The organism is Virgibacillus senegalensis (assembly GCF_000821245.2).
Lineage (GTDB): Bacteria > Bacillota > Bacilli > Bacillales > Amphibacillaceae > Sediminibacillus > Sediminibacillus senegalensis.
The window spans coordinates 296638-319271 of sequence record NZ_LN611424.1 but is presented as its reverse complement, the minus strand read 5'-3'; the positions used below and the strand labels follow the sequence as shown (position 1 = coordinate 319271).

At 43.8% G+C, this 22634-nt stretch carries 19 protein-coding genes and 2 pseudogenes; 7 read left to right on the top strand and 14 right to left on the bottom strand.

Annotated elements, in window-relative coordinates; genetic code table 11:
- The 3 genes from BN1067_RS20100 to BN1067_RS05805 form a co-directional block, all read right to left on the bottom strand.
- Positions 1 to 692, bottom strand: a 692-nt coding sequence (locus BN1067_RS20100) for a LysM peptidoglycan-binding and 3D domain-containing protein (RefSeq protein WP_053217941.1), incomplete at its 3' end; no start/stop codon positions are given.
- A gap of 540 nt (positions 693 to 1232) precedes the next feature.
- Positions 1233 to 1367 carry a hypothetical protein gene (locus BN1067_RS20390; RefSeq protein WP_267893599.1) on the bottom strand — a complete coding sequence of 45 codons (135 nt, stop codon included), beginning with the start codon at positions 1365 to 1367 and terminating at the stop codon, positions 1233 to 1235.
- Between the two features lie 267 nt (positions 1368 to 1634).
- Complete coding sequence (locus BN1067_RS05805; protein ID WP_053217939.1) at positions 1635 to 2192, bottom strand: nitroreductase family protein; 558 nt, start codon at positions 2190 to 2192, stop codon at positions 1635 to 1637.
- A 288-nt stretch (positions 2193 to 2480) separates the two neighbouring features.
- Here BN1067_RS05805 and BN1067_RS05800 point away from each other — a divergent pair, with 288 nt between their 5' ends.
- The 4 genes from BN1067_RS05800 to BN1067_RS05785 all read left to right on the top strand — a co-directional run bounded on the left by BN1067_RS05800 (position 2481) and on the right by BN1067_RS05785 (position 7287).
- Positions 2481 to 3647 (top strand): galactokinase, encoded by a 1167-nt coding sequence (locus BN1067_RS05800; RefSeq protein ID WP_053217938.1) that lies wholly within the window; start codon positions 2481 to 2483, stop codon positions 3645 to 3647.
- Between the two features lie 80 nt (positions 3648 to 3727).
- The gene (galE, locus tag BN1067_RS05795) at positions 3728 to 4729 is read left to right on the top strand and encodes a UDP-glucose 4-epimerase GalE (RefSeq protein WP_053217937.1); all 1002 of its coding nucleotides are present in this window, start codon (positions 3728 to 3730) and stop codon (positions 4727 to 4729) included.
- Complete coding sequence (gene galT / locus BN1067_RS05790) at positions 4729 to 6234, top strand: UDP-glucose--hexose-1-phosphate uridylyltransferase (protein ID WP_053217936.1); 1506 nt, start codon at positions 4729 to 4731, stop codon at positions 6232 to 6234. Before galE ends, galT begins: the two co-directional genes overlap by 1 nt.
- A 3-nt stretch (positions 6235 to 6237) precedes the next feature.
- Complete coding sequence (locus tag BN1067_RS05785; RefSeq protein ID WP_053217935.1) at positions 6238 to 7287, top strand: aldose epimerase family protein; 1050 nt, start codon at positions 6238 to 6240, stop codon at positions 7285 to 7287.
- A gap of 82 nt (positions 7288 to 7369) precedes the next feature.
- On the opposite strand, the gene BN1067_RS05780 is transcribed toward BN1067_RS05785, so the two are convergent.
- The 4 genes from BN1067_RS05780 to BN1067_RS05765 form a co-directional block, all read right to left on the bottom strand.
- On the bottom strand, positions 7370 to 8584 hold the full coding sequence (locus BN1067_RS05780; protein ID WP_053217934.1) for an ROK family transcriptional regulator: 1215 nt from the start codon (positions 8582 to 8584) through the stop codon (positions 7370 to 7372).
- 130 nt (positions 8585 to 8714) lie between these two features.
- The gene (locus BN1067_RS05775) at positions 8715 to 9698 is read right to left on the bottom strand and encodes an aldo/keto reductase (RefSeq protein ID WP_053217933.1); all 984 of its coding nucleotides are present in this window, start codon (positions 9696 to 9698) and stop codon (positions 8715 to 8717) included.
- 229 nt (positions 9699 to 9927) lie between these two features.
- Positions 9928 to 10782, bottom strand: a complete 855-nt coding sequence (locus BN1067_RS05770; RefSeq protein ID WP_053217932.1) for a Cof-type HAD-IIB family hydrolase — start codon at positions 10780 to 10782, stop codon at positions 9928 to 9930.
- 493 nt (positions 10783 to 11275) lie between these two features.
- Positions 11276 to 11818 carry a membrane lipoprotein lipid attachment site-containing protein gene (locus tag BN1067_RS05765; protein WP_053217931.1) on the bottom strand — a complete coding sequence of 181 codons (543 nt, stop codon included), beginning with the start codon at positions 11816 to 11818 and terminating at the stop codon, positions 11276 to 11278.
- Between the two features lie 365 nt (positions 11819 to 12183).
- Here BN1067_RS05765 and BN1067_RS05760 point away from each other — a divergent pair.
- Positions 12184 to 12450, top strand: a pseudogene (locus tag BN1067_RS05760) (IS5/IS1182 family transposase); the annotation flags it as partial.
- Positions 12451 to 12585: 135 nt separating this feature from the next.
- On the opposite strand, the gene BN1067_RS05755 reads toward BN1067_RS05760, so the two are convergent.
- On the bottom strand, positions 12586 to 13557 hold the full coding sequence (locus BN1067_RS05755) for a ring-cleaving dioxygenase (protein WP_053217929.1): 972 nt from the start codon (positions 13555 to 13557) through the stop codon (positions 12586 to 12588).
- Positions 13558 to 13653: 96 nt separating this feature from the next.
- Positions 13654 to 14445, bottom strand: a complete 792-nt coding sequence (locus BN1067_RS05750) for an SDR family oxidoreductase (protein WP_053217928.1) — start codon at positions 14443 to 14445, stop codon at positions 13654 to 13656.
- A gap of 159 nt (positions 14446 to 14604) precedes the next feature.
- On the opposite strand from BN1067_RS05750, the gene BN1067_RS05745 reads away from it, so the two are divergent.
- Positions 14605 to 16395: a solute:sodium symporter family transporter gene (locus tag BN1067_RS05745; RefSeq protein ID WP_053217927.1), complete on the top strand. Its 1791-nt coding sequence runs from the start codon at positions 14605 to 14607 to the stop codon at positions 16393 to 16395.
- Positions 16396 to 16448: 53 nt separating this feature from the next.
- Here the strand turns inward: BN1067_RS05745 and BN1067_RS05740 are convergent, their stop codons facing one another.
- From BN1067_RS05740 to hmpA, 3 genes are all read right to left on the bottom strand, one after another.
- Complete coding sequence (locus BN1067_RS05740) at positions 16449 to 16916, bottom strand: NUDIX hydrolase (RefSeq protein WP_053217926.1); 468 nt, start codon at positions 16914 to 16916, stop codon at positions 16449 to 16451.
- A 71-nt stretch (positions 16917 to 16987) separates the two neighbouring features.
- Positions 16988 to 17227 (bottom strand): indolepyruvate ferredoxin oxidoreductase subunit alpha, encoded by a 240-nt coding sequence (locus tag BN1067_RS05735; RefSeq protein ID WP_053217925.1) that lies wholly within the window; start codon positions 17225 to 17227, stop codon positions 16988 to 16990.
- Positions 17228 to 18151: 924 nt separating this feature from the next.
- Complete coding sequence (gene hmpA, locus BN1067_RS05730; RefSeq protein WP_053217924.1) at positions 18152 to 19378, bottom strand: NO-inducible flavohemoprotein; 1227 nt, start codon at positions 19376 to 19378, stop codon at positions 18152 to 18154.
- Positions 19379 to 19612: 234 nt separating this feature from the next.
- Here hmpA and BN1067_RS05725 point away from each other — a divergent pair, with 234 nt between their 5' ends.
- Positions 19613 to 20056, top strand: a complete 444-nt coding sequence (locus BN1067_RS05725; RefSeq protein ID WP_053217923.1) for an Rrf2 family transcriptional regulator — start codon at positions 19613 to 19615, stop codon at positions 20054 to 20056.
- A gap of 412 nt (positions 20057 to 20468) precedes the next feature.
- On the opposite strand, the gene BN1067_RS05720 is transcribed toward BN1067_RS05725, so the two are convergent.
- Entirely contained in the window at positions 20469 to 21515 is a 1047-nt protein-coding gene (locus BN1067_RS05720) for an ATP-grasp domain-containing protein (RefSeq protein ID WP_053217724.1), read from the bottom strand.
- Between the two features lie 430 nt (positions 21516 to 21945).
- A pseudogene (locus BN1067_RS05715) lies at positions 21946 to 22518 on the bottom strand (transposase); the annotation flags it as partial.
- Positions 22519 to 22634 lie beyond the last annotated feature (116 nt).

The following is a 22634-nucleotide window of genomic DNA, read 5'->3' as shown; positions in this document are numbered from 1 at the left end:
CCTTGGATTGCTCCGCCGGTATCTGCCGCAATCGCTTCGCCATACCCTTCTACATAGACTTTAGAACCTAACGGAATGACCTTTGGATCAACAGCAATCACTTTAGCGTTCGGATTTTCATTTAAGTCGACTCCCGTCGCAGTGATTCCGGAGCAACCGGCACAATCTGCTGTATAAGCAGTAGATTCAACGGTCACCACTTTTCCATCTGCTTCTTTTTCAGAGCTTTGTTCAGGTTGGGTAGTCTTTGCTTCCGCAGTTTTTTCATTACTAGATTCTTTAGCTGTTTCTGTATCCACCGGTTCGTTTGCTACTTGTGGAATGATATCCAGATTATTGGATTCTTCTACAAACAATTCTTGCGCCGGCAGAATCACGCTAGTTGATAGTTTGTTCCATTCTTTCAATTCAGAGACGCTTACGCCATAATCATCAGCGATGCTGTATAGCGTGTCTCCTTTCTTAACCTTGTACGTTTCTGCTTTATCTATTTCTAAATCTTGTCCTGGGTAGATAATGTCTGAATCCAACTTGTTAAGATCTTTCAGTGTCTCAACAGATACGTCGTAGTCATTGGCGATTCCCCAAAGCGTATCGCCTGAATCTACTTGATAGTCTTCGGCGGATGCAGATGTTGCAGCTGTCCCTGCAATAACAAGTCCTGTAGCTAGAGATACTACGAATTTCTTCATCTGTGTTTCCCTCCTCAAAATTTCTCACAAGGCTTATAGTAACATAGACAAATCCATATTGTGGTTACAGCCTATTTAAGAGTAAATTACAACGGTAACTCTTTTTCATAGACTTGTCATATTTGTAATTGTGGGGCAATAATCCCGGTTTTTATACATGAAATTGTAAAAAAAAATAGGTTTAATAGGAAGATGATACCTTTTTGCTGCCTGGATTCTATGGTAATACCATATTAAAATAAGAAAACAACCATTGATTTTCAAAGAAAAAATGCTAGTTAGAATAAAAATAAGAACCGGTTCACCTTCAGAACCGGTTCTTGGTAAATCTAGCTATTAAACTATCAAAAGACAGCATTTAAGGAAATCCGCTTAACAGAAATTGTGTCTTGTTTTTTGCTCCCCACCTTGAGGAAAAAGCTTTCCTTTTTCAAAAGTTTATTCCTTATAACGCTACTTTACGAAATCTTCATGGCGGGTTCATACTCCCTTAGCATTTATTGGTTAACCTAACATTGAATACCCCTTTGTTAATGGAAGCTACCAGCCCTCCCGCAGCTGGGCTTCCTTTTTTTGCTGATGGCAGTGACCTTGCACCGTTGCCCACCCTGCCAGACGTTTACGACGGAAGTAAGCTAATAAGCTGGGATCAATGACGTCATCTTCTGGTGCCATTTCCCCTCTGTTGATTCCACGATGAGCGTGCGGTGGTGACGCCTGCGGGAACAGCGCGAGCCGAAGATCCACTTGGTTAAGTGATTTTCTTGACCAAGTTAGCTGAGGCCGTGCCCGCGGCAAGCATCCACCGATAAGCGATTCGTGAGAATCAACAACAAACTTTAAAATCTCTTCTGGATTAGAAAGGACTTTTTCTGTGGCCTCGGAATCGGGGGCTTCTTCTTTCCTTACACATAAAAAAAAGAACAGCATTTCTGCTGCTCTTCAATCTAATTCCGTAATCAGTTGTTGGACATCTGTCCTTGGTCTTGGTTTTGGTATTTTTGCCGGATAACCGATTTGCAGCATACCTGCTACTCGTTCTCCAGGCTGTACTCCAACAGCTTCACGGAACGCATCCTCCATCGTAATAGCACCTGTCTTCCAAATCATGCCGATTCCTTTTTCCCAGGCAAGCAGACTGAAGTTTTGTATCACACAACTTGTCGCAGCATAATCTTCTTCCCGGAGTTTTGGGTTATGGTTTTCTTTAATGGTGACAACCAATAATGCTGGTACATTGGCGATTTTTTGGTACGCTTTTTCTCCATTTGCCTTGCGCTCTTCCGGGTCCGTACCTTTCTCGCCCAGTTTGCGGTTAATTTCTGCCACCTTTTTAAGCGATTCACCATGAACAAAGATAAAACGCCAAGGCTGTGTCATTTTATGATTCGGAACCCATACGGCTGCTTCCAGCATTTGCTTTACTTCTTCCAATGGGACCGGGCGATCTTCGTAAAGCTGGATGGACCGTCTGCTTTTCATCAATTCAGAAAGATTCATGAATTCTCTCCTCCTTTATGCAATATATCTATCAAATGAACGAGCATTATTTTATTAATAGTGATAATCATTATCACTTGTATCAAATTCATCTTATCAGATTTTAGAATTGTGTCAATTCTCCTTTCCAGGAGGTTTATCATTTATATCTATTGAAGCAAACTCGAAACGTTACAAAACAGTTTAAAAAAGAACTTGAAAACGAAAAGAAAGCGTAGTAAGCTGAATGTAAGATAATTAATTAATTTAATTAAGTTTCAATATAACCGATTGGAGAGGAGTAAATGCATGGATTCTGTACAGCTAACAAAGACGTTTCAGGATGTTTTTCAGACAACAGATAAACCAACAACCTTTTTTGCACCGGGACGGATCAATTTGATTGGAGAACACACAGATTATAACGGCGGACACGTCTTCCCCGCTTCCATTTCCTTTGGAACTTATGCGGCTGCCCGCAGACGTAACGACCAAACCTTAAGGTTCTATTCAGTCAACTTTCCAGAAACCGGTATCATCGAAACGCAACTAAAGCAGCTGAATTATCAGGAGAAAGATCAATGGGCCAATTATCCAAAAGGCATGATAAACTATTTACTAAAGGATGGACATAACCTTCCATCAGGAGCTGACATTGTCTTTTTTGGCGATATTCCAAATGGTGCAGGATTATCCTCGTCAGCCTCGATCGAAATGGTTACAGGAGTGGTTGCAGAGTCGCTGTACGATTTATCGATTGATCGCATCAAAATGATTCAGCTCGGCCAGAAGGTCGAAAACGAGTATATCGGTGTCAATAGCGGGATTATGGACCAATTCGCCATTGGAATGGGCAAAAAAGATCATGCTATTTTACTTGATTGTCAAACGCTCGAATATGCTTATGCCCCTTTTAAGCTTGAAGGGTATGTGGTGATGATCATCAACACCAATAAGCGAAGAGAATTGGCAGGCTCGAAATACAACGAGCGCCGGACCGAATGCGAGAGGGCGCTTGCTGATTTACAAAAAGCAACTCCGATTGAGAGTCTTGGAGATTTAACAGAAGAGCAGTTTGAAGCAAACAAGCACGTCATCCAAAAAAGGATCGACCGTAAGCGCGCCCGGCATGCCGTATATGAAAATCAACGGACGTTAAAGGCGCTGCAAAGCTTAAAAGCGAATGACCTCGAACAATTCGGAAAATTGATGAACCAGTCGCACATTTCCTTGCGGCAAGACTATGAGGTCACAGGGAAAGAACTTGATGCACTTGTCGAAGCAGCATGGGAACAACCAGGTGTTTTGGGTGCAAGAATGACAGGTGCTGGTTTCGGCGGCTGTGCGATCGCCATTGTTCCCGAAGAAAACGTCGACAGCTTTACTGAAAATGTCAACAAGCTTTACCGCGAGCAAGTCGGGTATGATGCTACCTTTTATCCGGCAGCGATCAGCGACGGAGCCAGGAAGCTATAAAACAGCGTGTACCAAATTCCGGCGAGTTATAAAACAAGCAACAAAGATAATGAGAAAAAACGTTAAAAGGAGTGGACTAGATGAGTATTTTGGTATTAGGAGGAGCAGGCTACATTGGTTCTCACGCAGTTTATCAATTAATTGATCAAAAACACCAGGTAGTCGTGGTTGATAGTTTGGAGACCGGTCATCAGCAAGCTGTTCATCCAGATGCTATCTATTATCAAGGCGATATTCGTGATAAACAGTTTTTAAAGGATGTATTTAGCAAAGAAGACATTGATGCGGTCCTGCATTTTTCCGCAAATTCGCTAGTTGGCGAATCAATGCAGGAGCCTCTCAAATATTTCGACAACAATGTGTACGGAACCCAAGCCGTTCTCGAAGCAATGAAGGAACACAACGTCGATAAAATTGTGTTTTCTTCCACAGCAGCAACCTACGGGGAACCAGAAACGGTTCCGATTACCGAGGAGATGCCAACGAAACCGGAAAGCACTTACGGCGAAACAAAATTGACGATGGAAAAAATGATGAAATGGTGTGCACTTGCTTACGGCATCAAATACGTTTCTCTTCGTTACTTCAATGTAGCCGGCGCGAGAAAGACTGGGGAAATCGGCGAAGACCACCGGCCAGAGACCCATTTGATTCCGATTGTATTGCAAACGGCTTTGGGACAGCGTGACCACATCACGATTTTCGGTGAAGACTATGATACCGAGGACGGTACTTGCATACGGGACTACATCCATGTCGAAGACCTTATTGACGCTCATTTGCTGGCATTGTCTTATTTGGATAATGGCGGGGAAAGTGACATTTTCAATCTTGGGAGCAATCAGGGATTCTCTGTCAAGCAAATTATCGACAGTGCCCGGAAAGTGACCGGGAAACAAATCTCGGTTATCTCCGGCGAACGCCGGGCAGGAGATCCGAGTGTCCTGATCGCCTCTGCAGATAAAGCCAAACGCATATTGGGCTGGCAGCCGTCGCGCACCTCAATTGAAACCATTATCGAGGATGCCTGGAACTGGCATCGTACCCATCCACATGGCTATGATGGAGGAGTTGAAGCGTAATGTCTGTCTTTCAAACGATTACCAGTTTAATAGATAAAACCGTGGCAGCAGAACTGATTGACCAACAGGATACCGTTTATGTACGGAATCAACTGCTTGGCCTGTTGAAAATTAGTGACTTTCAGAATGAAACTCCTGCCAACCATGAGCAGAAATCCATCCCCGACCTAGTCGAGGAACTTGTCGACTTTGCAGTGGAACGGGAGGTCCTGGAGGATGTACTGGATGAAAAGGAAATGTTCACTGCCAACCTGATGAATATATTCCTGCCCAAGCCTTCTGCCGTCCAGGAAACGTTTCAAGCTAAGTATCAGGATGCGCCGAAACTTGCTACCGATTATTTCTATGCCTTAAGCAAAGACAGCAATTATATTCAGATGAAACGAATCAGGAAAAATATCCATTTTAAAGCGGACACTGCTTATGGACAAATGGATATCACCATCAATCTTTCCAAACCTGAAAAAGATCCGGAGCAAATCAGGCGGGAAAAAGAACAAAAACAGGTTATCGGCTATCCACAGTGTGTGTTATGCAGAGAAAACGAAGGATATGTCGGCAGAATCGGCCATCCTGCCCGGTCTAACCACCGGGTAGTGAAAGTACCTTTGGAAGGAGAAAACTGGTTCCTCCAATATTCGCCATATGTTTATTACAATGAACACAGTATCGTACTGGCAGAGGAGCACCGTGAGATGAAAATCGACCGGAATACGTTCCTGCGCCTGACTGCTTTTGTGGAAAAATTCCCGCATTACTTTTTAGGTTCCAATGCTGACTTACCGATTGTCGGGGGATCGATTCTCAGCCATGATCACTACCAGGGCGGACGTTATCAATTCGCTATGGAAACTGCTGCCGAAACGCAATCCTTTCAACTGAAAAACTATGCGAAGGTACATGCTGCCATAGTCGACTGGCCTTTATCCGTCATTCGCCTGTCTTCATCTGATCGGATGGAGTTGGTCGATGCAGCAGACCATATTTTGCAAAAATGGCGCAGTTATACGGATGAAAGTGTGTCCATCAAAGCTTATAGCGGAGATATCCCCCATAACACCGTTACACCAATTGTCCGGATGCGGAACGGAAAATGGGAAATGGACATCGTTTTACGGAACAACCGCACATCTGAAAAGCACCCGCTGGGGATCTTTCATCCGCATGACGATGTCCACCATATAAAAAGAGAAAACATCGGATTGATCGAAGTAATGGGATTGGCAGTCCTTCCAGCCAGATTAAAAACCGAACTGGAAGCGGTCAGCAGCTATTTACTTGGAGAAACAACTGAGATACCTGCCCACCACTGGCAATGGGCAGAACAAATCAAAGAGCAGAACCGGATTGATGAAACGAATGTCGAAGCAATATTGCAGGATGAAGTTGGAAAAAAATTCACCAAAGTATTAGAAGATGCAGGTGTCTTCAAAAGAGATGAATTGGGTACAAAGGCTTTCCAACGATTTATCACTGCGTTAAATCAAGACCAGCAAGGAGTGTAGGGCATGCAAATCAAACAGGAACAAATCAAGCTTAACAGCTGGAAAACATGGAAGCGGTTCACCTTGAGCAACGACCGCGGCATCGAATTGAGCTGCCTTGATTTTGGTGGAATTATCACGGAAATCCTGGCGCCAGATAAACATGGGCAAAAGGAGAACATCGTGGTCGGATATAAAAACTACGAAGATTATCTCGACAACCCGAACTTCTTCGGGGCCTTGATCGGCCGTGTCGCCGGAAGGATTGAAGGCTCCTCCTTTTCCCTTAACGGTGAAACCTATCAACTTCCCCCAAATGAAGGGGAAAACCACTTACACGGTGGTCCGGGAGCATTTCATCAAACCATTTGGCAAACCGAAACGTTTGAAAAGGAAAACACAGTCGGCATTGTCTTTACCCAACAATGGGAAGACGGACATAACGGATATCCTGGCAACCTGGATATGAAAATTACTTATACACTCGATAACAACAACCAGTTTTCGATTACATATCAGGGATCAGCAGACAAGGACACCGTGTTGACAACGACTAATCATTCGTATTTCAATTTAAGCGGTAATTTAAAAACAGGTATCCAGAAACATAACGTAACCTTCGACAGCAGCCAGTTTGTCGAACTAGATGAAGCACTGATTCCAACCGGAAACAAGCTTGATGTCAATGGCACGGTGTTTGATTTCCAAGAAGGAAGAAATATCGAAGATGGCATCCATTCGGATAACCAGCAAAACATCTATGCTGGTCATGGCTATGATCATTTCTTTACTTTTGACAAGAACCCGGGAGCCAAAGTTTCTGTCGTTGAGAAAAACAGCGGACGGAAAATGATTGTGGAAACCGACCAGCCCGGAATGGTGATGTACACCTCCAATGGTTTGGGTGAAGGCTTACAGCTGAAAGAACGGGAATCAGCACCGTACTTGGGTGTTTGCTTTGAAACGCAGTCCTCTCCCGCTTCTATCCATCATGAAGGATTTCCTTCCTGCTTTCTGCCTGCGGGGGAAGACTATTATTCCCGGACGGTCTTTCAATTTGGACTGGTAGAGTAAAAAAGCAGGTGGCACCCTCTTTCAAATAAATCCAAAACAAAGAACGCTGCAAATCCTTTTTGATTTGCAGCGTTTTCTACTTTTACACATTAGCAGCCATTGGATCAAACAATTCTGTCAGCATCAGGGCTACAGCGCCTAAAGCCGTAGCATTCTCTTTTAATGGAGAAATGGCGATCTCTGTCTGTTTTGCTTCAGCAGTCAGCGCTCTTTCTTCTATCGTATGCTTGATTGGCAGTAATATCATGTCCCCGGCATTGGAGACACCTCCACCAATGACGATTTTGCTTGGATTAATGATATGGATTAAATTGGTGAGGCCGATACCGATATATGTTCCGGTTTCCTCCAGGATGCTTTTGGAATCTTCGTCTCCTTGGACTGCCGCCTGATAGATAAGTTCACCGGTTATTTGCTCCGGTTTACCTCCTGCCAGTGATGCCAGCCCCGCCGCTTTTCCTTCTTTGACCAACCGTCTGGCACGCTTTTCGAGTGCTGGACCTGAAGCTACTGTTTGCAAACATCCCTTGTTACCGCATGTACATCTTTCACCATGGAGATCGAGAGTCATATGCCCGATTTCTCCGGCCAAATCGTATTCGCCGTGAAAGAGCTTGCCGTCAATCATCAACCCGGCACCAATGCCGCTGCCGATGTTCAATGCCAGCATGCTTTTCACCCCACTACTGCTGCCAAACCAGGCTTCTCCCAATGCCATCGCCCGCGCATCGTTTTCGACCTTCACCTCATAGTCGAATACCTTTTCTAATTCTCGCTTGATCGCCACGTCATGTAAATCCAAATTCGGTGCAAATTCGGAGATACCTTCTTCCACTTTCACTACTCCATGCATGGCTACGCCGATTCCGACAATCTTGTCCGCTAAAGGTTTTTGTGCTGATATCAGGCGTTGAACTCCTTCATTTAAGGTATGAATAAATTGTTGTGTAGTGATTCCTCTGTTTACCGGGGTTATTTGTTCGTCCTTTATTCCGCCTGACAAATCTGCCAGTACAAATTTAACGGTACGTGGACCAGCGTCAATACCGATAACGTAAAATTCAGTACTGTTGATGATCAGCATCGTCGGTTTGCGGCCTCCCTGCGAGGTTCCCTGAGCACTCTCCCGGACGATTCCCTGCTGGATCAGTTCTTTGACAATGCTGCTAACTGTAGGCGGTGTCAATTGAATATCCTTGGCTATCTGGGCCCGGGATATCGGTCCGCTTGTCCTTATTTTGTTGAGGATAATTGATTTATTCAATGTTTTCATCCACTGAAAGCTTCCACGCTGCATTGCTTTTCCCACCTGTTGTTTTTATATCTAGATTATACCATAGCTTAATTAAATTAATTTACCATTTTTAAAAAGGACTTCCTATCGATGGAAGCCCTTTTGTTACTATTCTTATTGGATATGTTGATTTTTAATAGGCACCACGAATATGTTCGTGGACTTCATGCTGGTAAAACTTTTGCAGCTTATCCAGCTCATCGGCACTAAAGCTAGGTACATCCAATACTTTCAGATTGTCTTCAACCTGCTTGACCGTTTTAAAACCAGGTATAGCGCAAGTAACTTCCTCGTGATCCAAAATCCAGCGAAGCGCTGCTTTCGACATGCTGTCCCTGTCGTTGGCAATCCATCTAAGCTGCTCGCTTAACTGGACACCTTTATTAAATTCCAGCCCCGCAAAGGTCTCTCCTACGTTGAATGCTTCCCCGTTCTGATTGAAATTACGGTGGTCATCTGCCTGGAAGCTATGGTTTTCGCTAAACTTACCGGTTAAAAGTCCACTTGCAAGCGGCACACGCGCCAGAACACCAACACCCTGCTGATAAGCTTGTGGAATCAGTTCTTGCAATGGTTTTTGCCGGAAGATATTGAAAATAACCTGTAATGCAGAAACATCGGTATTTTCCAAACAATAAAGCCCTTCCTCTACTGTTTCGACACTGACACCATAATAACGGATTTTCCCTTCCGCTTTTAGCTTATCCAATACCTCAAAGACACTGCCGTCTTTCAGGATGGCAAGCGGCGGACAATGAATCTGATACAGGTCGATCGTTTCCCTATCCAGTCGTTTCAAGCTGTTTTCACAGTATTCCCTAACCTGCCGTTCCGAATAGGTTTCCGGATCCTCAATATCCCCTGCCCGACAGAATTTAGTCGCAATATGGATATCAGCCTCTTTCCCTTTTGTCGCTTTGGCTAACAGCTCCTCACTATGACCATCGCCGTAAACATCGGCTGTATCGAAAAAATTCACACCAGCATCCATTGCCTGCTGGAGAGCTTTCAAAGATTCTTCATCGTTTGTGTTGCCCCAGGAACCACCGATTGCCCAGGTGCCAAAGCTTAACTCGCTCACCTTTAAATCCGTGTTGCCTAACTGACGGTAATTCATTTGACCAGCTCCTTCCAAGTTACGCTATTATTTTCACTTTTCAAAATATAAATTAATTATGGCACGTCCTTCCGCACACCACAAATGTAACGCTTACAAAACGAGCACCTAACTTTTGCCCCATTCCTAATTTTCACATGCAAGGAATGTGCGCTGGAGCTTTCTAGCATACCCCATCACGATCCTTTTCATTTTTCCCAAAAAGAAAGGAGCCTGCACAGCTCCTTCTTCAATCAGAAAACTTTTCATATAAAAAGTGATATAACCCATCCTCTTTATGGCTGTATGCTGTTATTTCATCCACCTGCTGTTTAACCACATCCGCTGCATTTTTCATCGCAACGGCGTAACCGGCTATTTCCATCAAAGGCAGGTCATTTTCGCTGTCACCAATCATCATGATGTCTTCATTGGTCAAGGCGTAATGCTCCAACAGGTATTGGATACCCGTAGCTTTAGAAACATTTTTCTGCATCACTTCCACGTTGTGATCGGAAGAGGCAAAAGCACTAAAATCATGCTTCTCCTTCAGCTGGTCCAACGTCTGTTTCCACGCAGTCATCCGCTGCTTATCTTTGCTGAAAAAATAGATCTTGGCAGCATCCTCTGTTGGTAGGTTATCCGTCCATTCAATATCTTCTGCAATTGCCGCTTTCCGGGAAAGCCACTCATCCTCTTTGACAGATTCAGGTTTTGGATCCTGAATCTCTTCCATGAAAAAGGCCTTGTCCCGGATCAAGGCTGCTCCGCTTCCCTCTATTGGGTGAACTTCATAATATATTTTCTCCTTCTGCGCCTGGCCGACCAGTTCTGTAACCAAATTGCTGTCCAGGGAATGCTTAACAATCTGCTTCCCGTCCATGTACACGACCATGCCATTGGCACAGACAATTCCGTCCACTTCCAAGTCATGAGGAGTTGCATCCTTCGCTTCCTTTATCGTCCTGCCGGTAGCAATAAATACTTTCCGGCCGTTCTGACGGATTGTTTTAATGATATCGGTTAATGTTTGACTCACTCGGTTTTCATGATCGAGCATGGTTCCATCCATGTCGAGAATCACTGCTTTTGCCTGAAATGCCATCTGTTTACCTCCGCTGTTTATCTTGTCCTTTCCAGAATACCGTTTTTTTGTTCATTAGCAAACCATTCGGCACAAATGATGAATCTTTCACCTATTTTAAGCCAAGATCTTAAACAATTACCGATAATCAAATAGGAAGTTGGGCAAAAAGCCAGAGCAAATGGAAGGATATATTTGGATACCCCCTAAACCATTCGTAAAGTTTAAACTGTATAAACTATTTGAACAATATTTACTAAATTTAGTGTTTGAGGAAGGTTTCCTTGAAAAGAATTAGTAATTAGATAATTCTTTCCAACCTTTTCCTGCAACGTGGAACAATAATAGGAAATAATTGGAATAAATGGGGGATCCACCGGGGAGTTAAAGTTCAAGTAAATGAAGGTAGTATAAGATATACTAGCGTGTACACTTTAGAGGGTTACAATTTTCAAAACTACTAAGGACAACCGCACCCTCCTTCTGGGAGGGTGCAATCAGCTTTCCTAATGTATTAGTCGATATACTCCACATCTTCTGAAGGAAGGTTTTTCAGATTCTTAAAGTCTTCATTCATTTCTGAAAAGTAAATCCAGAATGCCACTTCTTTATTATAATCATCAGCTAATTCAACCGTTTGTTTAATCAACTTGGCATTGTTGCCTTCCACTTTTACATTCTTGACATTAGAATTATCACTTTGTACTACTGTTAAGACTGGAGAGTTTACATCCGGGTCTCCCAACGAAACGGTCTCAATAGACTTCTCTTCCATTATCCACTCCAAAGATCCAGCATTCGTTTTTAAAACGGCAACACTCAGACCGGTTTGTCTTATGTACGAAAACACATAAACAAAATCATCTTTTATCTCATAGTCTATAATGTTTTCCGCCAAATAATCATGCTCCTCCATCATGGTTTGTATGTCCTCTTCCAACACAGATTGATTATTAGGGCTTTGGTTTTCAGAATGATTGGTACTTTCTTCGGGGGAATCATTAGAACAACCAAACAAAACAAGTAAGATACTAAAAGTAAATAAGTATTTTTTCACCGGAAATCCTCCTTTTTTAATCGTCTTCACTTTCTATTTTATCACCACTTATTTCCACACTTTAACATAATAAATGCATTTCTTAATTTAGGGAAAATACCTATTTTCCCTACAAAAACAGCAGGAGATGTTCGAGGCCACTGAAAAAGTCCTTTCTAATTTTGAAGAAATTTTAAAGTTTGTTGTTGATTCTCACCAATCGCTTATCGGTGGATGCTTACCGCGGGCACGGCCTCAGCTAACTTGGTCAAGAAGATCACTTAACCAAGTGGATCTTCGGCTCGCGCTGTTCCCGCAGGCGTCACCACCGCACGCTCATCGTGGAATCAACAGAGGGTAAACGAAAAAGAAGTGATTTTCTTTGAATGGCACCAGAAGATGACGTCATTGATCCCAGCTTATTAGCTTACTTCCGTCGTAAACGTCTGAAAGACCCAAACCTTTTAGATTTCCTGATTGGAAAAACCGTGGAGGTCGCTCTTGGGAAAGGCGTGATTCAATCGAAGTCTCTCATCCTTGATGCGACACACACAAAGGCTCGATACAAACAAACATCCCCTCAAGAAGTATTGCGTAGCCGTTCCAAGAACGTCCGTAAAATGATTTATTCTCTCGATGAATCCATGAAGAAATAGAGGGCACAAATCATTGAAATTAGATAAAAGCGGTCTGTATGGAAATCAAATTCCATACAGACCGCTTTTTAAAATTCTACTTTTCAAAGACCTTCAGTTTTTCAGTCGCCGCAGATGTTCCCCTGCTGTTTTTTATCCATTCTGAGTCGTATCCAATGGTTCCAGTCTTGCTTCGATTTCTGCCCGCCTGTCTTCGAGGAACGGCGGCAATGCGACTGTTTCGCCAAGGTGTTCGATATCCTCGTCCGTTGCAAAACCAGGACCGTCGGTAGCCAATTCGAACAAAACCCCATTCGGCTCTCGGAAATAGAGCGACTTGAAATAGTAACGATCAACCAGGCCGGAATTAGGAAATCTCGCTTGTTTGATTTTTTCTGCCCATTGAGCCAGTTCTTCTTCATCCTCGACGCGAAACGCGACATGATGGATACTACCTCGCCCTGGGCGCTCTTTAGGCAGCCCTTCCTGTTCCTCGACGTGTATCTCCGCGCCTGTGCCGCCTTCTCCGGTAGCAAACACCTGAATCGCAATGCCACCTTTCGAGGTATAATTTCCGACCTTGCGGAAACCAAGGATTTCTGTCAGCACCTGCACGGTCCGGTCCGCCTGCGGGACTGTCAGCTTGGAAGGTCCAAGGCCGATAATGCCCTGCTCCTGCGGTACCGGGCTTTTTTCCCAAGGCGTGCCCCCAGCTACACCTTGATTGATGTCATCTGATATCAACGCAAGCCGCTGATCTTCCGGATCACGAAAATACAATACTTTTCTTCCGAATTGCTCGATAATCTCTTCATGCACAACTTGGTACTCGTCGAAACGGTCTTTCCAAAAAGCTAATGCCTCATCATTTTTCACCCGCAAAGATGTAAGCGAAATACTGTTGTTACCGGGGTAAGTGTGCCCTGCCCGCGGAATTTCGAAAAAGGTAAGGTCCGTACCAGGATTGCCCGCCTCATCTGCATAGAACAAGTGGTACATACTGGTATCATCCTGGTTGACCGATTTTTTGACCAGGCGCATTCCCAAAACCTTTGTATAAAAATCATAATTGTTTTTCGCATTTGCCGTTATAGCTGAAACATGATGGAGTCCTTTTAGTTCCATATGCATCCCTCTTTTAAGCTGTTTTCCAAAAAATATCTCGATTTCAAGATAAATTATAAACGATAGCAGGGTGGATGTCAAACCATGGAAATATGCCTACCGCAGCAGGGACTCCGCACCATCGATATACAATTCAGTTCCCGTGATGTGGGAGGACTCATCAGAGGCGAGAAATCTGATTAAGTCAGCTACCTGTTCCGGTTTTCCCGAACCATGTTCCAATGGCTGGTTGCCTTCCGGATATTCTATCGGTATTTTCACCTTTTTCAAGTTCTCCTGATCGGGATGAGTGTTTTCTCCGATATTTGTTTCGATTGCTCCCGGACAAATGATATTGACCCGTATGCGATATTCCGCCAGCTCCAATGCAGCCATTTTTCCAAACGCCATTTGGCCCGCTTTGGAAGAACTGTAGGCAGACATTCCGATACCGGAAAATGTCCGGTTACCATTGATGGAACTGGTGATGACGATACTTCCGCCCTTATCTTTCATTGCCGGTATTGCATACTTGACGGTTAAAAAGGTGCTTTTTAGATTATTGGTCAACGTTTGGTCCCACTCGTCAACAGGCAAATCCTCAATCGGAGCCAAATGTCCATTGACGCCTGCGTTGGCAAACACAAAATCCAAACGCCCCCACGTAGCGAGCACTTTTTTGACACTCTTTTCTACTTGAATAGCGTCTGAGACGTCGGCCTCGATAATAATTGCTTCACCACCTGCATCACCGATAGCCTGTTTCACTTCGGCAGCATTATCTTCCTTTAGATCTACTAGTCCGACCTTTGCTCCAGACTTAGCCAGACGCAGTGCAGAGGCCCTGCCAATTCCAGAACCGGCACCAGTTACAATCGCCGTTTTACCTTGGAGACTGCGATCCTCCATTTATACATCCTCCTTTAACAGTCAGTTGGGTTATTTCCTATATATCCTTCCCGCCGCAACTTAAACGCCCGCCTCCTGTTTTGCTTTACTGCTTGGTTTGAAGCAAGTAAAAAAGGGGAAGGTCACACCAAAACCAATTTACAAGGGGAGCGAGTTGCCATGAGTCATTCCAATCTATGGTTTACCTTATTGTCGTGTATCTTTTTTATGGGACTGGTAGCCTGGATAGCTTACCGCCAAACGAAAAATCAGGTAAATGATTCAGCAGGATACTTTCTTGCCGGACGCGGGCTAACTGGCGGGTTTATAGCCGGGTCACTGCTGTTAACGAATTTGTCGGCTGAACAGCTAGTCGGCTTGAACGGACAGGCATACCGGGCCAACTTATCCAATATGGCATGGGAGGTCACCGCCCCGATAGCCGTCGTCATCATGGCGCTTTATTTACTACCTAAATACTTAGGGGGGTCTGTTACAACGCTCCCCGAATTCTTAAGCCGTCGGTTCGACAAGACGGTTCGACTATATATTGTTGTCTTATTCATGTTCGGATATGTATTCGTCACCATCCCTTCCATGTTGTATTCCGGGGCTTTAGCGGTATTGCGGTTGTTTAATGTTCCCGATTTATTAGGTATTTCCTATGTACAATCCGTTTGGTTGGTCGTTTGGGTCGTCGGATTGATCGGTGCTGCCTATGCCATTTTTGGAGGTCTGAAAGCGGTCGCTGTATCCGATACCTTAAACGGAATCGGTTTGTTGATCATCGGTATCCTTGTTCCTGTACTAGGATTCTTTGCCCTGGGGAACGGGGACATGCTTAGCGGCATAAAGGAAATCACCGTAAATAATGCCGAGAAATTGAACGCAATAGGAGGACCGGACGATTCGGTACCTTTTGGCAGCATATTCACCGGTCTCGTCATCGCCAACCTGTTTTACTGGGCGTCCAACCAGTACGTCATCCAGCGGACCCTGGGAGCCAAAAGCTTGGAAGAGGGACAAAAAGGGGTGCTGTATTCCGGTTTTTACAAACTGCTGGTACCTTTATTCATGATGATTCCGGGAATCATCGCCTTTCATTTGTACGGGGAAAATTTACGAAACGTCGATCTGGCTTACCCTACATTGATTTCGAACGTGCTTCCGACTTATTTATCCGGCTTCTTTCTTGCAGTCTTGTTAGGGGCAGTGCTCAGCTCCTACAATTCGCTATTGAACAGTGCCGCGACTATGTTTGCCTTTGATATTTACAAGCCACGGGCAAAAAAAGACGTCAGCGATGAAAAGCTGATCAAGATAAGTAAAATCTTCGGGACAATCATTGCCTTTATAACCTTTTTCATCTCTCCGCTCCTTATGTATGCACCGAATGGGTTATGGGATTTGATCAGGCAGTTTACCGGATTCTTCAACATCCCGATCGTGACAATCCTGCTGGCAGCAGTTTTATCCAAATATACACCTGCTATCGCACCAAAGGTGGTCATAATTTTTCACGTGATAGCCTATTATTTGATGATTTGGGGAACGGATCACTTATTCGGCTTCTCCGTGGACATTAACTATATCCACGTTTACGGTATCTTATTCCTCATTGAAGTCGGTATCATCCTTGCTTTTCGGTTCATCAAACCCCGGGAAGAAGCTTATATTTTTAAAAAGGATCCAAAAGTCAGCTTAGTCCCATGGAAACATGCATTGCCTGTCACGATTTTACTGCTCTCCCTTATGTGTGTGGTATATGTGGTATTTTCTCCTATCGGTCTCGCTTACCCGAATGCCGTCGTTTCCGGTAGCTTTTGGTACGTAATCGGAGCATTGGCCGTAGTAACGATTGCCCTTTACTTCATGGCTCTGAGAAACTGGACGAAAAAATACGCACGCTTTCTAGACAAAGAGGAAAAGCAGAAACAGCCCTTCTCGACAACCAGCCAGGTCAATCAATAGATTGAAAGAAGCAATCCCTCCTATTTGATACAGGCGGGATTGCTTTGCGAGAATCAATTAACAATGGGCCACTCTTTACCACTTTTATAGTCGTTGATGATCGGGATATGGCTGGCAAACAATTGATCAGGTAAATCGTCCAACGGAAAGAAATCGGCATCAAGGGTTTCCTCATTATTTTTGACTAACTTGCCACTATATTCTCTGCAGGAAAACCAAATTTGGACCATGGCTACCTGGTCACCGTTTCCAAGCGTTTTTTCTTTTTCCGGACCAGAATAAATACCGAACAGCTCCAAATTACCAAGCCGCAGGCCTGTTTCCTCGAACACTTCTCTTCTCGCCGCATCGGAAACCGTTTCTCCCATTTCCATATATCCTCCAGGCAGACCCCAGCTCTCATTATCAGAACGCAGATGTAACAGCAGACGGCCGTGTTCATCCAAAACAAAAACCCCGGCAACCACCATGATCACTTTTTCATGGCCGACCATCGAGCGCAAATAGGATATGTAATCCATGCTTCTCCTCCTTTTTCACGTTGTAAAAAGGCAGGTTCTTGAATGAAGAACCTGCCTTTCTGTGTGTATTGCTAACGATTGGCGAAAAATGCTTCCGCCCTTTCAAGATCGACTTCTTGTTCCGGAGTTAAATCGTACTCTTCTTCTATCGCATCAACCGGGCAAACGGCTTTACAAGCGCCACAGTCGATACAAATATCCGGGTCGATAAAAAATTGATCCGGGCCTTCCTCTATACAATCAACCGGGCAGACAGTGACACATTCTGCCGCTTTTTCGTCTTTACAAGGACTTGTGATAACGAAAGCCATCGCGATTCCTCCTTTAAGCAGAAAGTGGATAAATACTTCAATTATTATTTAATAACACTTTCGCCATCGTTTGCAAGGATATGGATTGCTTTCCAGCCGTCAGTTGCTGTTAGACTCCCACTCCGATCCCATTTTCATGCTATACCGGAATCAGGATAATATCACTAACTCCTAATCAACGCCGCGGAAATACCCTACGTGTTGAACAGCTTTTTGTTTCTAACCGAGAATACTCTCAAGGAATGGTTCGAAAATCGGTTGTCTTTTCGAGAATTCTATATGTTCTACACTTGCTGTTAAGAGCTGAAAAACTGAAGCTCTTTGATAGAGTGAGAATTCAGTATACGCGGATACCCCCAATTCAGATTAAGATGATGATAGTCCGGCGCTGCGGAAATACCCTGCGCTTTCCGCGGGCGGCTGGTGAGCTTCCTCGAGCTAAAGCTCTGCGTAATAGAGGCCTTTCCTTCAGCAGGAAAAGGAAAGCTGCGGCAGCGAGACATCGCACGAAGGAAATCGGTTATATTTCCTAATTTCTATGTGTTCTACCCTCTCTGTTAAGAGCTTAGGAATAGTAATATTCTCGAAAAGAATGGATTTGGAATTTCTTGCCTTCTGTCCAGAAATCCATACCAAGCTGCGGGAAAATGCGAGACTCCTGTGGAAAAGGAACAGTCTGAAGACCCCACAGCTGGCGTTTTTCCAGCGAGGAGGGTGAAGCGTTCCCCACGGAAAGTGAGTATTTTTTCGCAGCGTCGGATTATCACGAATCTTGATGCGGGTGAAAACAGTCTTTTCGTTTTACCTCTATTGATGCCAAGTTGAGTGTTCGGCGATGACGCCCCGCGGAAAGCATGCACCTACAAGTGATAAAAAGGAGATTTTCAGTGGCCTCCTCTTTAGCACGGACCTTTTATAGCGTTATTACGAAACAACCGTTTCCAGGTTCATAGCCGGTCCAAAAAACTCAAAATGGATACGATCCTCAGGAACCTGCCACTCTTGTAAAAATTGATGGATGGTCGCCATAAACGGAACAGGACCACAGAAGTAAAAGTCTGCCTGATTCGTGCCAAGCACCTCTTTCAGCCACGGCAATGTAACGTAACCTTCTTTATCGTAATTTTTAGCTGCTTTGTCAGCTTCGGTTGGATGGTCGTACACGACATAGCTGGTGACACCCTGATTTTTCCGAGCAAGTTCTTTTACCTGTTCGTCCAATGCGTGTACGTTTCCATTTTGTGCAGCATGAATAAAGGTAACCTTCCGTCCTGGCTGTTTTTCAACAATTGTACGTAGCATACTCATCATCGGCGTCAGTCCAACTCCTCCGCTTAGTAACACGACTGGCCGGCTGCTATCTAAATCCAGTGTGAAATCACCTGCAGGCGCACTAACATCCAGGGTGTCGCCTTCTTTCAGATAGTCATGCAGATGGTTGGAGATCTTTCCGTCTGGATTGTTTCGTCCTTCTTCCCGTTTCACAGTGATCCGGTAATACGGTTTACCCGGTGCATCGGACAGGCTGTATTGACGGATTTGCGTATAAGCTTCTCCTTCGATATCCACTTTCACGGAAAGGTATTGACCAGGCAAATAATTGGCTAGTTTGCCGCCGTCTGCAGGTACTAAGTAAAAGGAAGTAATGACATCACTTTCTTTTACCTTCTTGTCCACGATAAACGGACGGAAGTCTTTCCATCCACCCTCTTTTTCAGCTGCTTCCTGATACATTTCTTCTTCGACTTGGATAAAAACATCGGCAATTACGCCATATGCCTCTCCCCATGCCTCGATGATTTCATCTGTAGCCTGTTCTCCAAGCACATCTTTAATGGCAAGCAATAAGTTCTCTCCTACAATCGGATAATGCGCTGGCTTTACACCGAGACTGCGGTGCTTGTGGGATATTTGCTTTACTGCCGGCAAAATCGTTTCCAGCTGATCGATATGGGCCGCGGCAGCATAAACAGCATTGGCAAGCGCCTGTTGCTGCCGGCCTTTCTTTTGATTGGCATGATTAAAAATATTCAATAACTCCGGATGATGGTCGAATAATAGTTGATAGAAACGAGTAGTTATCGTTTTACCATGTTCCTCTAGTACAGGTACCGTAGATTTTACAATTTCAATCGTTTTTTGACTTAACATAGGATTACCTCCGGTTTATGATGGTTAACGCTTAAAGATGTATTACATATACATCTTTTCACTCTCAGGTTTTAAAAGCAATATTTGAAATACATGTTTTTAAATATTGCCACAATCCCTTCACAAATCGTTCATATTTCCGGCAAAAAGCATTCTTTGAGGAATACCGCATATTCTCTCCGTTTAGGAAATTATGATACACTTAACCCATTATCAAAAAAGAGGAAGATCAACATGAAATTGACACGCTACACCGATTACTCATTGCGAGTGTTGATGTTTTTGGCTACCCGTCCAGAAGGACAGCTTGTTCAAATAAAGACAATTTCAGCCGTATACAATATTTCGCATAACCATTTAATGAAGGTCATTTATCAGCTTGGCAAGCTAGGATATATAGAGACAATTAGAGGACGTAATGGTGGGCTGCGGCTCGCAAAAGAACCCCATACCATTTCAATAGGGGAAGTGGTCCGAAAAACGGAGGAAGATTTCTTTATCGTTGAATGTTTTGATCCATCGAAGAAGGATACCTGTATGATCAGCGATGCCTGCCGTTTGCAAGGAGTGCTTGGAAGAGCATTGCATGCCTTTTTGGAAACACTTGATCAATATACCCTTGGCGATCTGATCATTAACAAAGATGAGCTGCAAGCCTTGATGGAAGAAGTTACTTAGAAAAGTTCCGGAACGCGGGGATAGACCACGGTTTTCGGGCCTTTTTTTGCTAATCGGTTTCGGCAGCTAAACGCCACATAGCTTCGATATAATGAAAACCNAACATAGTCAGACACACCACCTTTACTAAACGGTCATTGGCTATATAGGTCTCCACCATTCCAATGTTTCACGTGAAACATTAGAATTGGAAAAACAGAAAATGCGCTGCAGCGAGAAGCTGCTGCGCATTAATAGCCATTTCAGTTTCCATCTATTATTTTATCATAGATTTGGCAAGAAAAGTATTGTTCTTGTTTGTTTATTTTATAAAAATTGTCTATCTTTTGATTTATGCCCTTGTCCGTTATGCATACGTATGGTGAAGAGCATAAAAAATCCGACTTCTTAAAAGCCGGATTTTCCTAAATGATTAATCTGCTAGATTATTCAGTTTTCCCTCATTTATTTTTGTGACCAAATCATAACGTGCCAATTCAATATCAGGCGTGGAGGTCAGCCATTCAAAATCGATTGGCTTCCCAGCCGCCAGAGCAATAAATGCTGCTGGAATATTGGCTCCAGCTGCGTGTGAAAAAGCATAGCCGCCACCAAAACGCGGGTTGATGTCGATAATATAATAATCTTTCCCATCATAAAAAACATCGGTGTTCAAATAACCATTGTGTTTAAAATGATCTCCGATTTTTTTGCCAATTTCCACTAAGGCATGATCCTGACTGGTAATAGTCCGATCGACATCTCCCCCACGCATAGCTAACTGTTTCCTGGCCAGCGAAGTGAGAAATTTACCTTCCAGGTCATTTACGATATCGAGGCTGAATTTTTCCCCTTCGATCACTTCCTGGACAATCACATTGTCTTCTGGTTCAACTTCTGTGTCAAAGCGTAGTGGTGATTCCTCAATTTTATGGACAGCCAATTGGTAAGCTGATTTCAGCTCCTCCATCGTATTGACAATTTCAATGCCGATAGACGCTGAGCCGTTCCGCGGTTTTACAATAAATGGGAAATTGCTTTCACCATTATTAATGCCGGCTTGGACTTCCTCAATAGTAAAATAAGTCTTCGGCGCTTTTAATCCGATTTCTCCAAGCAGTTGTTGATAATTCCCTTTGTCCCTTACCTTTTTCACTATTTCATAGTCGGGAATGAATAATTTAACCCCTAACTCACAAAAGGAAGCTTTATTCTCTGCTAATTTCGGTACTTCCCAATCGTTTAAAGGAATCAACATTTCTATTTCGTTTTCCCGGCATATTTCCAGGATCTTTTCTGTATATTTGTCTTCTGTCTGATGCGGTATAACGTAGGAGCGATCCGCTACCTGCAGCGACGGTGCATTATAGTCTGGATCTGCAACGATTACGTTTCCCAGGATTCCTGATTCTTTCAGTGCTTCTTGAAAAAAGCCGATAAAATCTATTCTTCTTGCACCGGATGTTAGTAAGATGTTCATAATATATCCTCCAAATCGCTGTTTTTATGCTAGCAGTGAGTAATTGTTATATGCCCCGATTATCTCTGTGACAAACCTTTGTAACGAAATAGTTAACGAATTGTATTACTCTGCTTTTCAAACAGCGAGACAAGTGGAGGAATTTCCTTCCGTTTGTTTGCTAACCAGCTGCTTTGGCCTGAAAATCGTCATCATTGAATGCACCTATCTGGTTCTCTGTCAAATGTGGTGGTGTGATTTTTCTTCCATCCTCTCTTTATCGAAAGGCTCATTCTAAAAACAGCTATTTTACTCAGACCGCAGAGGAAATAAACTCGCTTTCCGCGGACGAACACCCGAGCCTCCTCGCAAAGCCCGCTGTGGGGTCTCGTCCGCCCGTTTTTCCGCAGGAGTCTCGCTTATTTCCTCTGCTACGCTATTTCGCTCTATAGAGCCCTTTTCCGGCTGTCTTCGCATTACTTGTCTTTAACCATTCATCCAACCTGTTCTTTAATCCATACGCTTCTTTTAAACGGGGATGGTTCTGGAGAAGCTTTTCTACCTTTTGTCGCCCTTCTTCTGACAGTTTGGAAGGCGACTTCCACAACAGCTTCTTACTTCGCTTCATGTGAATACATGTCTGCTTATCTACCTCTCGTTGAACTTCCCGGCGAACTTCATCCAATCCCCAATAAATCTGCCGCATGAAATGAAATCGGTCGGCAATGATTAATGGATCTCATATTACCTTGCGGACTGCCTGCTTAAATGATTTCGATAAATCCATTACGATGATTTCCACTTTACTGGTATCACAGGAACGTAAGTACTTTTCGATTGTCTCTACTTTTCGATCGGGAAGGATGTCAATAATCTCTCTATTCTCCACGTCCACCACATTGGTTTGGAACCTTTCTCCTCCTGCATCTCCTTTGAACTCATCAATAGCTATTGCCCGAGGAAGAACCTTTCTTGTTTTTAGCTGTTGTTGATCAAACAATCGGAGTAACCGGTTGGTGGTCATTATGTACCAGCTGTGGACGCACCTTTTACGAGCGACTGCAGATGGTGGAGTTTTATCAACGGTGTACGAGTGCCTTGAAAACAACGGCATTAACCTATACGGCCTTTCATTCTTTT

What these genes read in the sequence shown, in the direction of transcription:
- BN1067_RS20390 (WP_267893599.1), bottom strand. Translation starts at nt 1,367, where the DNA reads ATGGCACCAGAAGATGACGTCATTGATCCCAGCTTATTAGCTTACTTC.
- BN1067_RS05805 (WP_053217939.1), bottom strand. Translation starts at nt 2,192, where the DNA reads ATGAATCTTTCTGAATTGATGAAAAGCAGACGGTCCATCCAGCTTTAC.
- BN1067_RS05800 (WP_053217938.1), top strand. Translation starts at nt 2,481, where the DNA reads ATGGATTCTGTACAGCTAACAAAGACGTTTCAGGATGTTTTTCAGACA.
- galE (WP_053217937.1), top strand. Translation starts at nt 3,728, where the DNA reads ATGAGTATTTTGGTATTAGGAGGAGCAGGCTACATTGGTTCTCACGCA.
- galT (WP_053217936.1), top strand. Translation starts at nt 4,729, where the DNA reads ATGTCTGTCTTTCAAACGATTACCAGTTTAATAGATAAAACCGTGGCA.
- BN1067_RS05785 (WP_053217935.1), top strand. Translation starts at nt 6,238, where the DNA reads ATGCAAATCAAACAGGAACAAATCAAGCTTAACAGCTGGAAAACATGG.
- BN1067_RS05780 (WP_053217934.1), bottom strand. Translation starts at nt 8,584, where the DNA reads ATGCAGCGTGGAAGCTTTCAGTGGATGAAAACATTGAATAAATCAATT.
- BN1067_RS05775 (WP_053217933.1), bottom strand. Translation starts at nt 9,698, where the DNA reads ATGAATTACCGTCAGTTAGGCAACACGGATTTAAAGGTGAGCGAGTTA.
- BN1067_RS05770 (WP_053217932.1), bottom strand. Translation starts at nt 10,782, where the DNA reads ATGGCATTTCAGGCAAAAGCAGTGATTCTCGACATGGATGGAACCATG.
- BN1067_RS05755 (WP_053217929.1), bottom strand. Translation starts at nt 13,557, where the DNA reads ATGGAACTAAAAGGACTCCATCATGTTTCAGCTATAACGGCAAATGCG.
- BN1067_RS05750 (WP_053217928.1), bottom strand. Translation starts at nt 14,445, where the DNA reads ATGGAGGATCGCAGTCTCCAAGGTAAAACGGCGATTGTAACTGGTGCC.
- BN1067_RS05745 (WP_053217927.1), top strand. Translation starts at nt 14,605, where the DNA reads ATGAGTCATTCCAATCTATGGTTTACCTTATTGTCGTGTATCTTTTTT.
- BN1067_RS05740 (WP_053217926.1), bottom strand. Translation starts at nt 16,916, where the DNA reads ATGGATTACATATCCTATTTGCGCTCGATGGTCGGCCATGAAAAAGTG.
- BN1067_RS05735 (WP_053217925.1), bottom strand. Translation starts at nt 17,227, where the DNA reads ATGGCTTTCGTTATCACAAGTCCTTGTAAAGACGAAAAAGCGGCAGAA.
- hmpA (WP_053217924.1), bottom strand. Translation starts at nt 19,378, where the DNA reads ATGTTAAGTCAAAAAACGATTGAAATTGTAAAATCTACGGTACCTGTA.
- BN1067_RS05725 (WP_053217923.1), top strand. Translation starts at nt 19,613, where the DNA reads ATGAAATTGACACGCTACACCGATTACTCATTGCGAGTGTTGATGTTT.
- BN1067_RS05720 (WP_053217724.1), bottom strand. Translation starts at nt 21,515, where the DNA reads ATGAACATCTTACTAACATCCGGTGCAAGAAGAATAGATTTTATCGGC.